The following is a 12250-nucleotide window of genomic DNA, read 5'->3' as shown; positions in this document are numbered from 1 at the left end:
GGTCTATTACTAGACCCTTTTGCTTTCTTGAATGATTGCTCGCCTTATTTCTTAATTGCGCTCTTGGGTCTAAAAGCCTTGACGATAGATTCATCTGTCTCGATATAGGGTCCGCCGATCAGGTCGATGCAATAGGGCACGGCAGCAAAAATGCCTGGAACAATGGATTTGCCCTCAGCATCCTTGAGTCCCTCAAGCGTTTCTTTGATGGATTTAGGTTGGCCAGGCAAATTGATCACAAGGGCGGTATGCCCCTCGATTTCTCGTAAAACAGCTGTTTGGCGGGACAAAATTGCAGTAGGTACAAAGCGCAGGCTAATTTGACGCATTTGCTCGCCAAATCCGGGCATTTCCCGCGTTCCAGCATCCATTGTGGCCTCTGGGGTTACATCTCGGCGAGAGGGGCCTGTACCGCCTGTGGTGAGGACTAAATCGCAACCCAGATCATCGGTCAGTTCTACGATGGTTTCAGTAATAACCTCTTGCTCATCAGCAATGAGGCGCTCATGAAAGACGCAGGGGGTGCTAATGGCAGTTTGTAGCCACAATTGCAGGGCAGGAATGCCTTCGTCGGTATAGACGCCCTTACTTGCTCTATCGGAGATGGAGATCAGGCCAATTTTGATTTCGTTGGGGGTGGATCTTTTCCAGGCTTCGGTATGCTTCATGTTTCTATTCTAGCTATTATTAGGGCATGTTTACATACTCATCAAATCAGTTTCAAGAAATCATTGATTTCATGCTCACAGAGGCCAAAAAGCGGGGTGCCTCCGATGCTGTAGCTGAGGTCTCTGAAGGTCAAGGTTTATCTGTCACCGTTCGCAAAGGCGAGGTCGAGACGATTGAGCAAAGCTTGGATAAACAGGTTGGCGTAACGGTCTTTTTGGGTCATCGTCGCGGTAATGCCAGTACGAGTGATTTCTCTAAAGATTCCTTAAAGGCTACTGTTGAGGCTGCGTACCATATTGCCCAGCATACGGCTGAAGATCTCTGTGCGGGGCCTGCTGAAAAAGAGCTGCTTGAAAAACATCCACGTGACTTAGATTTATTTCATCCGTGGGATTTAGACTCGGCAACAGCAATTGATATTGCACGTACTGCTGAAGGTGCTGCCTTTGCAGTGAGTAAACAAATTAAAAACAGCGATGGTGCTTCAGTATCGGCACATCATGCGCATTTCATGATGGGGACCAGCCATGGGTTTATGGGCGGCTATCCATTCTCACGCCACTATATTTCTTGCGCACCGATTGCAAATGAGGGTGGCAAAAAGGCACTTATGCAGCGTGATGATTGGTATTCCAGTTCGCGTATTCCTGAAGAATTGGCTGATCCAGCCGCGATTGGTAAATACGCGGCAGAACGTGCTCTCTCACGTCTTAAAGCAAGATCGCTCACTACTCGTCGCTGCCCGGTGATTTTTGAGGCACCTTTGGCTGCCGGCTTATTGGGTGGATTAGTGCAGGCTGTTTCTGGCGGCGCCTTATATCGTCGCTCCAGTTTTTTATTGGATAGTTTGGGTAAACAAGTTTTACCAAAGCACGTTAGTCTTTTTGAAAACCCTCACCTGAAGTCAATGACAGGTAGCGCTCCTTTTGATGAGGAGGGCGTAAAAACAAGCGCAAGGACGGTGGTCGATAAGGGTGTACTACAAGGTTATTTCTTGTCTACCTATTCCGCCAGAAAACTTGGCATGAAAACTACTGGCAACGCTGGTGGCTCCCATCACCTGACATTACAAAGTCGTAAGACGCCTAAAGGCGGATTACCCGCACTCTTAAAAGAAATGGGTACTGGTTTGTTGGTTACCGAGCTCATGGGGCAGGGTGTGAATTACGTCACTGGGGATTACTCTCGCGGTGCATTTGGTTACTGGGTGGAGAATGGCGAAATCCAGTACCCAGTAGAAGGAATTACGATTGCTAGTAATCTGCGCGATATGCTGATGGATATTCAGATGATTGGTAGCGATTCATTAATCCGCGGAACCAAAGAAACGGGCTCTATTCTGATTAGATCCATGACGGTTGGTGGTAAATAAGATAGCAATAGTAAAAAATATAAAAACATAAATAAAAAAGAAATAAATAATTTTTTGGAGGAGAAGAAGATGCAAAGACGTTCCTTTTTAAAGAAAGCCACTATCGGCGCAGGCGCAGCAGCGTTAGCCGCCCCATCCATTGCGCAGAGCTTGCCAACCCTCAATTGGCGTTTGGTCTCGAGCTTTCCTAAATCTTTAGATACTTTGTTTGGTACGCCAGAAGTTTTTGCTAATGCCTTGCGCAAAGCAACGGATGGCAAGTTCAATGTCAAAGTATTTGCTGCTGGTGAAGTAGTTCCTGCTCTGCAGGTATTAGATGCAGTTCAAAACGGTACAGTGGAGTGTGGCCATACCGCTAGCTATTACTACTTAGGCAAGAACAGTGCATTTATTTTTGATACTGCCGCACCTTTTGGTATGACGGCACGCCAGCAATCTGCTTGGATGTTGCATGGCAATGGCATGAAGTTGATGCGTGAGCTCTATGCAAGTTACAACATCGTGAACTTCTTGGGCGGGCAAACCGGGACTCAGATGGGTGGCTGGTTCCGCAAAGAGATTAAGTCTCCAGAGGATCTCAAGGGGCTTAAATTCCGTATCGCTGGCTTTGCTGGACAGGTACTTGCTAAGTTAGGTGTAGTGCCACAACAATTACCTGCCGGTGAAATTTATTCAGCTCTAGAAAAAGGCACAATTGATGCTGCTGAATTTGTGGGCCCATATGATGATGAGAAATTAGGTCTAGCGAAAGTAGCTAAAAATTATTACTACCCTGCATTTTGGGAAGGTGCGGCCGGGCTTTCATTCTTGGTGAATAAGAAGCAGTGGGATGCACTGCCGCCTTCATACCAAGCGGCATGGCAGGCAGCGTGTTTTGAAGCCCATACTGATATGTGTGCCAAGTACGATGCTTTGAATCCACCGGCATTGCAGCGCCTTGTTCAAGGTGGTGCAGTTTTGCGCAAGTTCAATACCTCAGTCATGGATGCCTGCTTTAAGGCTAGTCAAGAAACTTATGCTGAAGAGTCTGCTAAGAATCCCCAGTTCAAGAAAATTTTTGATGACTATCGAGCCTTCAGAAACATGGAGGCGCAGTGGTTTAACGTGGCAGAGCAGGCATTTGCGCAATACAGTTTTGCGAAGAAGCTATGATGATCAGAGTCTGAGGGCGGGGCATTAATTGTAGATAAAGAAAAGCCACCCTAGAGTGGCTTTTCTTACAAGGCAGATGTAGAAAATTTACTGCTTCTTGAATACCTGTTTTCCATTAACCCAAGTCTCATTCACCTCAATATCTCTAATCTTATAGGCATCTGTTTTCATAGGATTTTTATTAACGATGGCAAAGTCAGCATACTTACCAGTCTCGATAGATCCAACTTTGTCATCCATCTTGAGCTGATAGGCTGCATCAATAGTGACCGCCTTTAAAGCATCATTAATGGATACCTTTTCCTTTACGTTTAACACCTTTTGCGGCGCTACTTGCCAAAGTCGTGAAGCGCCCTCGGAGGCGTACTTCAATGGGTGGATAGGAGAAACTGGAGAGTCGCTATGGTATGCAAAATGCATGCCGTTCTTAATCAGGCTTGCACTTGGGTCAATTCGATTAGCCCTCTCTGGCCCAAGCAGATGATCGTGGAATGCTTCACCCCAATAATCCGTATGTCCAATCGTAAAACCAGGAACAACGCCTAGTTTTGCTGCTTTTGCAATCTGTGCCTCAGTAGGAACTGTGAAGTGCTCAATTCTTAATCTACTCTTAGCGTCACTTGGCTTAGCAACTAATTTCTGAAACACATTGAGAGTCTGCTCAATTGCTCTATCGCCATTGGAATGTACGGAGATTTGCCAACCCTGATCAAATCTTGGTTTAGCAAGATCATAGAGTTCTTGATCAGTAAAGTTGAGGCTGCCGGTATTGGTGGTGCCAGCTGGATAGTTGTATGGCTTAGTCATCGCACCAGTGAGGCCTTGGTCGGATCCATCCGACACAATCTTGACGCCAATAAGTTTATAGACATCATCGCCTTGACCTGGCTTATAGCTATTGTTAGTCAGTGGATATGCGTTTGAATACATATAGCCTCTGACACGAACAGGCAGCTTACCGCTGTGAGTCATGTCGTTTAATAAAGCATTTTCTTTGTCAACACCAAGGTAAGCGCCGAGAGAAATTTCTGCTGAAGTGGTAACACCCTTGCGCACCATTTTCTGACCAACCTTTGCAAGCGCTTGTTCAATTAAATTCTGGTTAGGTACAGGCATCTTTTTTAAGAACAAATAAAAGGCTGGTACCTCATAAACTACACCCGTTAGACGTCCCTTGCTATCTTTAAGTAATCTGCCACCCTTAGGATCTGGAGTGGAGTCAGTAATCCCCGCCATTTCCAAAGCCTTATGGTTTACATAGGCAATATGCATACTTTGGTTCATGACAAAGATTGGCTTAGTTGTGGATACTTTATCCAAGATATCAGCCGTCAACTCAGCCATAAATGGGTCGGTCCTTGAGGGATCAACGCCAAACGCAGTAATCCACTCCCCATCTTTAACATTCTTGCTATTCGCTGTCAGCTTTGTAACTAAACTATCTAAAGTGTCATGTGGCATCTCGAAGTTCGACATGTTTTGCCAAAGTTCTTCAGAGAACGCCGTACCAAAGATATGTACATGAGGCTCAACAAAACCTGGCATTAAAGTTTGACCATTTAAGTTAACTAGCCTGGTATCTTTACCTTGAACAGCTTTGAGCTTAGCTAGTGAGCCAACTTGGATGATTTTTCCATCCTGAATGGCAACAGCTTCCGCTGCAGGCTGAGATTTATTCATTGTGACAATATCGCCACCATAAAAAATAGTATCGGCATTCCCGGCGGCATTAGCTATTTGGCTGGCGGAAAGTAAGCAGATTGATGCGAGAGTGATGCAGCTTAAGAGATGCATTTTGTAGCCCTAGTGTTGAGGGTAATTGAATAAAACGGCTTTTAATGGGATGTAATTTTTCTATTTACGCTCAAGCGTAATGAAATTAAACGTAATCTCACCTTCGGATGCTGGAGTGCGCTCAATCTCTTTCCATTCGGATTGATTAGGAACTTCGAAGAAGGTATCGCCACCATCTACATCGATATCAATCTCGGTAATGTAAAGGCGATCTGCCTTGGGAAAAGCTTGAGTAAAGAGTTGTTCTCCACCAATCACAAATACGCGGGTGAATTCATTCAAAGTGGCGAGTGCTGCATCAAGTGAGTTGGCTACTTCCGCACCAGTCAACTTGAGATCCGCATTGCGACTCACCACGATATTGCGGCGTCCAGGAAGTGGCCGACCAATGGATTCCCAAGTCTTGCGACCCATGATGACGGGGTGGCCCATGGTCACTTTTTTGAAGAACTGCAAATCAGCAGAAATCTTCCAAGGCATTTGATTATCACGGCCAATCACGTGATTACGTGAACGGGCAACAATCATTGAGATAGCGGGATGCTTAGCTGCAGTCATGAGGATCTAATTTCTTAAACAGCTACAGGAGCTTTAATGGCAGGATGGGATTCATAGCCGGCGATTTCAAAATCTTCGAATTCATAATCGAAGATGGAATCTGGCTTACGTAGAATATTCAGCTTAGGCAGCGGGAAGAAGTCTCTAGATAGCTGAAGATCAACTTGCTCTAAGTGGTTGCTGTAGAGATGGCAATCACCACCAGTCCATACAAAGTCACCCACTTCTAAATTGCACTGCTGAGCCATCATGTGCGTCAGTAGGGCATAGCTAGCAATATTGAAAGGTACGCCTAAGAAAATATCCGCACTACGTTGATATAGTTGGCAAGACAATTTTCCATCAGCAACATAGAACTGAAAGAAGGCGTGGCAAGGCGCCAAAGCCATGCGAGGAATATCAGCTACGTTCCACGCAGAAACAATAATGCGACGTGAGTCAGGATTCTTTCTGAGGGTCTCTACAACTTCAGCGATTTGGTCAATATGCTCACCATTAGGAGCTGGCCATGAACGCCACTGGTAGCCATAAATTGGGCCCAAGTCGCCATCTGGGGCTGCCCATTCGTTCCAAATAGAAACACCACGCTCTTTGAGCCAGTTGTTATCGGTACTGCCTTTAAGAAACCAAAGCAATTCTAAGATGATGGACTTGAGATGGAGCTTCTTAGTGGTGACCATCGGAAAGCCTTCGGCCAGATTAAAGCGCATCTGATGACCAAAGATCGAGATAGTTCCGGTTCCGGTTCTATCGGATTTTTGGATGCCTTTTTCGAGGACTTCCTTCATGAGGTTGTGATATTGGCGCATAGGTATATTCAGCTAAATGATTCGGTGATATTAGGAGCTTACTCGAATGTCGGTGGACTTACCCCAAGCGCTTTATGAAGCTTTGGGGAGGTGGTGGTGTACTGGAGTTGAATCTGCTTTTCAGGGGCTAGATAGGCCGCTGCTGCAAAAGCCGCCAAGGCTGCCTCATGAAAGCCTGAAAGAATCAGTTTTTTCTTGCCAGGGTAGATATTGATATCCCCAACGGCGTAAATACCGGGCGTACTAGTCTGAAAGCAAGTCGTATCCACAGCAATTTGCTTGCGATCGATATCGAGACCCCAGTCAGCAATAGGGCCCAATTTAGGCGAGAGGCCATAAAACAATAAGAGCGCATCTAAGTCAACATTTTGAATCTCACCATCAATATTGGTGAGAGCAATTTCCGTGAGCTTGCCATTAGAGGATTCAAGTCCGGTAATTTGCCCGATGATGAGTTCCATCTTGCCAGCCGCGCAAAGAGCGTGCATTTTTGTAATCGATTGAGGTGCCGCTTTAAATTCATCCCTGCGATGAATGAGTGTCACGCTTGCCGCTTGATCAACAAAATGTAATGCCCAATCCAAAGCAGAATCTCCACCACCACAAATCACCACACGCTTGCCTACAAATTGCTCAGGATTTCTGATGCGATAGAAGACCTGCTTATCTACAAATGCCTCAATGCCATCTAAATTGAGTATGCGTGGTTGAAATGCACCAACGCCAGCAGCAATAAAAATAGCCTTGCTCAAAAATTGTTGATCTTGGGATGTGCGAATCAAAAAGCGGCCATCGGCCTGCTTCTCGAAAGTGGAAACCTCTTGATTGAGGTGGAACTGTGGTTTGAACGGCTCTATTTGTTTGAGCAGATTGCGAACGAGCTCGCGACCAGTACAAACCGGAATCGCTGGAATGTCGTAGATTGGTTTGTCTGGATAGAGTTCAATACATTGACCGCCTACTTCAGGTAATGAGTCAATGACATGCGCTTTAATTTCTAGGAGTCCAAGCTCGAAGACTTGGAAGAGTCCCACTGGACCGGCGCCAATAATGACTGCATCGGTTTCAATGGGGGAGTGCAATTTACTTTACCAGTTGGTCGAGTTTATTTTTAACGTCTTTCCACTCTTCGGCTTCTGGCAATGCAGCTTTGGATTTGGTGATGGATGTCCATGAAGGCGACAAATCTGCATTCAATTTGATGAATGCTTGTTGATCCCCTGGAACATCATCCTCTGCATAAATCGCATTTACCGGGCACTCAGGTACGCACACTGCGCAATCAATACATTCATCCGGATCGATTACTAAAAAGTTGGGGCCTTCACGAAAACAATCGACTGGGCAGACATCAACGCAATCGGTGTATTTGCAACGGATACAGGCTTCGGTAACAACGTAAGTCATGATGGTTTACAGGTAAGGAGCCCATATGAATAGGCTGCAAAGTTATAAAACACCAATTTTAGCCGAATCAGCCTATTTTTCACTCAAAAGCGCCAATTTACTTGAGGTAAAGTCACGCTATGAATACTCCAGCACATACCTCCACACTTTCCACTAAGCCAAAGATTTTGGTCGCTAGAGCGATTTTTCCTGAGGCGCTAGCCAAATTGGAGGAATCTTATGAGGTTCGATCTAATCAGTCCGACAAAATTCTCACCCCAGAAGAGCTACAAAAGGCGCTTTCAGAGGTGGAGGGGGCTTTGGTAGCAGGCAGTGAGCGGATCGATGCGTCGGCCCTTGCTCAAGCGAAAAATTTAAAGGTGGTGGCTAATATTTCTGTTGGCTATAACAATTTTGATGTCCCAGCAATTACTGCAGCCGGTGTCATGGCTACAAATACCCCTGATGTTCTTACGGATACAACAGCAGATTTTGGTTTTGCTTTATTGATGGCAACTGCAAGGCGTATTACAGAATCAGAACATTGGGTTAGAGCGGGCAAGTGGGATCAGTGGTCGATTGTGAATAATCCATTAGGTATGGATTTACATCACAGCACCGTTGGTATTATTGGAATGGGTCGCATTGGCCAAGGTATTGCTAAACGTGCGCTTGGTTTTGGTATGAAGGTGATTTATCACAACCGCAGTCATCTCTCGGATGCTGATGAAAAAGCTTGTGGTGCCATTTACGTTTCTAAAGAAGAATTACTTCGCACTGCCGACCATGTTGTCTTGGTGCTGCCTTATACGGCTCAAAACCATCACACGATTGGCGCTGCAGAAATTGCCATGATGAAACCCACCGCAACTCTGATTAATATTGCCCGTGGCGGTATTGTGGATGATGCGGCATTAGCGCAAGCATTGCAAAGCAAAAAAATATTTGCAGCTGGATTAGATGTGTTTGAAGGTGAACCTCAAGTGCATCCAGAGTTGCTGAAGTGCAGCAATATCGTGTTGGCACCGCACATTGCAAGTGCTACAGAAAAAACACGTAGAGCGATGGTGGATCTTGCGATAGATAATTTACGAGCAGCGCTTGACGGAAAGAGGCCGCCCAGCTTAATTAATGCTGAAGTGTTTAAAACTTAGTCTGCTTCGATTTCTTCTGGGAGCTCGCGCAGTGCTAATTCAATACCACCAAATTTACCTGCTACCCAGTTGTAAACCTTGCAGGCAATCCAGAGCAAAGCGAAACCAAGTAAGGCATTAAGAATTAATGCGGAGAGAACGGTAAATCCAGGAATGGCACCGTCACGAATGAAGGCTACAAACAAAGCCAGCAACACAATCGGTACAGAGAAGCAGAGGTAAACCAGAACCAGAGTTTTGGCGGTATGCATTGGATCTACGAAGGCAATTTCTTTTTTGGTGAGTTTCATGAGGTGCAATCTTAAAGCAGTCCATCGAAAAGCGCCACATCTACCCAGTCACCAGCAGCAACATTTCCTTGCTCGTGAGACAAAATGACAAAGCAATTAGCTTCGCTCATCGATCGTAGAATTCCAGCACCTTGGCTGCCAGTTAGTTTGACTGTGGGTTTTCCGTCTGGGCCGCGCACCAAGATGGCGCGTTGATACTCTGTCCGTCCAGGGCGTTTCCGAATGGGGGTCTCTGCAATCGCCTGCATCATTGGGGGCTCTGTCTGGCTTGCGCCGTTGAGTTGCAGTAGAGCAGAACGGACAAACTGGTAGAAAGTCACCATGACTGCTACTGGGTTGCCGGGCAAGCCAAAGAAGAGCGTCTTATGCTTAGCTTCCTGAACTGGCTTGAGTACTCCAAAAGCCATGGGTCGACCTGGACGCATCGCAATCTTCCAAAATCCTACATCACCGAGTTCTTGCATGATTTGCTTGGTGAAGTCTGCTTCGCCGGCGGAAACTCCTCCAGATGAGATGAGTACATCGGCTTTGCTGGCCGCCTCTATAAATGCAGCCTTCAGTGATGCTGGGTCATCTCGCACAATCCCGCAATCAATGATTTCTAGATCAAGACGTTTGAGTAGTCCGATCAAGCTGTAGCGATTGCTGTCATAAATATTGCCAGCCTCTAAAGCTTGTCCTAGTGGGCGCAATTCATCGCCTGAAGAAAGTATGGCCACTCTTAACTTGCGATGGACGTGTAGTTCGGAGATGCCAAGGGAGGCGGCTAGACCCAGATCGGAAGGTCGCAATAAACGCCCTGCAGTAATGGCAGGTTTGCCACTTTGTAAGTCCTCTCCACGTAAGCGGCGATTTTCTCCGCGCTTCACTTGGTTTTGTTTGAATGAAACCACCGAGCTATCACTTGGGATTGAGAGTTCTGTAAATTCTTGGGGAATCACGGTGTCGCAGTCACTCGGCATCAGGGCGCCGGTCATAATTTTGAGACATTCGCCAGAAGCAATGCTGCCCTCATAGGGCTTGCCAGCATACGCAGTGCCCACAACTTTTAAAGTAACAAGATCTTCGCTATTGCCAAGACAATCACCATGAAATGCAAATCCATCCATGGCTGAGTTATCAGCAACCGGAACATCAATCGGCGAGAGTAGGTCTTTCGCCAGAATGCGATTAATTGCTTGATCTAGGGTGATGCATTCAATGGCATCAGGCTCAGATCTCCCGTGAGATTCTGCGAGCAGGTCCTTCACTAAATCCGAAATCGCTATACGAGCTTGGTCGACGTGCAGTGAGCCACTGATATAAATCGGATCGCTTGGAGGAAGACGCTTTAGGTCGGACATGGAGATATTCTTTCTAAGGCCGCTAACTCATCGGGTGTGTTGACATTGGCAAAGACTTGGGGGTTTTCAAAGACGACCGTGCCGGATCGCAATTCCTTAAACCAGCGGTCAATCTTTAAATCTCCTTTACTCAAAAAGGCATCTAAAGAATCTTGCAAACTGTTCTTCATCAAACAAAAAACAGGTTGCGCCCATACTTTTCCGTCATCTTCTTTTGAGGAGGCAAAGACAAGCTCTAAATTATTTTCCTCAAGTTCAGCCGCCATATTTTGGGCGAGATCGATTGGCAGTAAGGGGGAGTCACAAGGCGATGTTAGTAAATAGGGTGTTTTGCAATGCTTTAGCCCGATTGAAAATCCAGCCAATGGTCCAGAGAAGTCGGGGGTTTCATCCATGAGTACTGGATATCCGTAGCATGCATATTTCGTAATACTGCGGTTGGCATTAATCAAAATGGTGCTGACTTGAGGCTTGAGTCTGCTAATGGCAGATTCAATCAGGGGTTTGCCGTGAAACGGAATTAAGCCCTTATCTATGCCACCCATTCTTTGGGCACGCCCGCCCGCCAGAATGAGTCCGGTAATTTGTGCTGAAGTAATCATTAGCCGCCGATGTAAGACATCTCTACTTTTCGTGACGAGTTCGATCCAGCGGTGTTAGATCCTCGAATCTCTGAATAGTGATCATTGCGTCCAGACCATGTGGACATAATGGCATTAGCAATTTCCAAATCACTTCTGCCAGAACGCAGGAGAGTTTTGAAGTCAAAACCTTCATTTGCAAATAAGCAAAGATAGAGTTGACCATCGGTAGAGATGCGAGCACGCGTGCACTCGTGACAGAAGGTTTGTGTCACGCTAGATATAAAGCCAATTTCACCTGAGCCATCTACGTAGCGGCAGCGCTGAGCCACTTCACCCGGATAGTTAGCTTCAACAGGCTCTATCGGAAAGATCGCGTTGATACGATTGGCCACTTCTTGCGAGGGAAGTACTTGAGACATATCCCAGCCGTTAGAGCTACCTACGTCCATGAATTCTATAAAGCGTAGCGTGACGCCACTACCCTTGAAGTGCTTGGCCATGCCAATAATTTCTTGATCGTTTGTACCCTTCTTCACAACCATATTCACTTTGAGGTTGGTAAAGCCAGCTTCTTGAGCTGCAGCGATTCCATCGAGTACATCCGTGACGGGAAAGTCGACATCATTCATTTTCTTAAAGATCTCATCGTTCAGCCCATCAAGACTAATAGTCAGGCGCTGCAAGCCTGCCGCTTTTAATGCAGCCGCCTTCTTGCGCAAAATGCTGCCATTGGTAGTGAGTGTTAGATCAAGGGGTTGATTATCTGTAGTGCGAATTTTGGCCAACATTTCAATGAGCACTTCAAGATTTTTGCGCAGCAAAGGTTCGCCGCCAGTCAGACGAATTTTTTCTACGCCTAGAGAGGAAAAGATATTCGTTAAGCGAGTGATCTCTTCAAAACTAAGTAATTCCTTGTGAGAAAGGTAGGGGTAGTCTTTATCGAAAATTTCCTTGGGCATGCAATAGGTGCAGCGGAAATTGCATCGATCCGTTACGGAGATTCGTAAATCACGTAGAGGACGTCCCCGAGTATCTTTAGTTGAAGTACTGGCGGCAACAAGCTGTCCAGGAATGGACGGCGTCAGGCCTTTGCCTTCATCTAAACGTATGGGGATTACTTTTTCAACCATGTCTAATTA

General features: G+C 46.1%; 13 protein-coding genes. 3 read left to right on the top strand and 10 right to left on the bottom strand.

The window, feature by feature from the left end:
- Positions 1–44: 44 nt before the first annotated feature.
- Complete coding sequence (mog, locus tag FD971_RS07385) at positions 45–668, bottom strand: molybdopterin adenylyltransferase (protein ID WP_215333634.1); 624 nt, start codon at positions 666–668, stop codon at positions 45–47.
- 71 nt (positions 669–739) lie between these two features.
- Between mog and pmbA the strand changes: the two genes are divergently transcribed.
- Both pmbA and FD971_RS07375 read left to right on the top strand, forming a co-directional pair.
- Positions 740–2041, top strand: coding sequence for a metalloprotease PmbA (gene pmbA / locus FD971_RS07380; protein WP_371743075.1), 1302 nt, complete (start codon positions 740–742; stop codon positions 2039–2041).
- 69 nt (positions 2042–2110) lie between these two features.
- A complete protein-coding gene (locus FD971_RS07375; protein ID WP_215333630.1) occupies positions 2111–3193 on the top strand; it encodes a TRAP transporter substrate-binding protein in 1083 nt (360 codons plus the stop codon).
- 87 nt (positions 3194–3280) lie between these two features.
- Here the strand turns inward: FD971_RS07375 and FD971_RS07370 are convergent, their stop codons facing one another.
- From FD971_RS07370 to fdxA, 5 genes are read right to left on the bottom strand one after another with little or no spacing between them, the layout of a single operon-like run.
- Positions 3281–4987 (bottom strand): amidohydrolase, encoded by a 1707-nt coding sequence (locus tag FD971_RS07370; RefSeq protein ID WP_215333628.1) that lies wholly within the window; start codon positions 4985–4987, stop codon positions 3281–3283.
- A 60-nt stretch (positions 4988–5047) separates the two neighbouring features.
- A complete protein-coding gene (locus FD971_RS07365) occupies positions 5048–5545 on the bottom strand; it encodes a dihydrofolate reductase (protein WP_215333626.1) in 498 nt (165 codons plus the stop codon).
- 14 nt (positions 5546–5559) lie between these two features.
- The gene (locus FD971_RS07360; protein ID WP_215333624.1) at positions 5560–6354 is read right to left on the bottom strand and encodes a thymidylate synthase; all 795 of its coding nucleotides are present in this window, start codon (positions 6352–6354) and stop codon (positions 5560–5562) included.
- Positions 6355–6392: 38 nt separating this feature from the next.
- Complete coding sequence (locus tag FD971_RS07355) at positions 6393–7436, bottom strand: NAD(P)/FAD-dependent oxidoreductase (protein ID WP_215333622.1); 1044 nt, start codon at positions 7434–7436, stop codon at positions 6393–6395.
- A 1-nt stretch (position 7437) separates the two neighbouring features.
- On the bottom strand, positions 7438–7761 hold the full coding sequence (fdxA, locus tag FD971_RS07350) for a ferredoxin FdxA (protein ID WP_215333620.1): 324 nt from the start codon (positions 7759–7761) through the stop codon (positions 7438–7440).
- Positions 7762–7880: 119 nt separating this feature from the next.
- Between fdxA and FD971_RS07345 the strand changes: the two genes are divergently transcribed.
- A complete protein-coding gene (locus FD971_RS07345; RefSeq protein ID WP_215333618.1) occupies positions 7881–8894 on the top strand; it encodes a D-glycerate dehydrogenase in 1014 nt (337 codons plus the stop codon).
- On the opposite strand, the gene FD971_RS07340 is transcribed toward FD971_RS07345, so the two are convergent.
- From FD971_RS07340 to moaA, 4 genes are read right to left on the bottom strand one after another with little or no spacing between them, the layout of a single operon-like run.
- Positions 8891–9184, bottom strand: coding sequence for a hypothetical protein (locus tag FD971_RS07340; RefSeq protein ID WP_015421612.1), 294 nt, complete (start codon positions 9182–9184; stop codon positions 8891–8893). The genes FD971_RS07345 and FD971_RS07340 overlap by 4 nt on opposite strands.
- Positions 9185–9195: 11 nt before the next feature.
- Positions 9196–10527 carry a gephyrin-like molybdotransferase Glp gene (gene glp, locus FD971_RS07335; protein ID WP_215333616.1) on the bottom strand — a complete coding sequence of 444 codons (1332 nt, stop codon included), beginning with the start codon at positions 10525–10527 and terminating at the stop codon, positions 9196–9198.
- Positions 10515–11129: a molybdenum cofactor guanylyltransferase MobA gene (gene mobA / locus FD971_RS07330; protein WP_215333614.1), complete on the bottom strand. Its 615-nt coding sequence runs from the start codon at positions 11127–11129 to the stop codon at positions 10515–10517. The genes glp and mobA overlap by 13 nt, the downstream gene beginning before the upstream one ends.
- Positions 11129–12241 carry a GTP 3',8-cyclase MoaA gene (gene moaA / locus FD971_RS07325; RefSeq protein ID WP_215333612.1) on the bottom strand — a complete coding sequence of 371 codons (1113 nt, stop codon included), beginning with the start codon at positions 12239–12241 and terminating at the stop codon, positions 11129–11131. The genes mobA and moaA overlap by 1 nt, the downstream gene beginning before the upstream one ends.
- Between the last annotated feature and the right edge of the window lie 9 nt (positions 12242–12250).

The organism is Polynucleobacter sp. AP-Ainpum-60-G11, from assembly GCF_018688375.1.
Lineage (GTDB): Bacteria > Pseudomonadota > Gammaproteobacteria > Burkholderiales > Burkholderiaceae > Polynucleobacter.
This window is presented reverse-complemented; position numbering and strand designations above follow the sequence as displayed.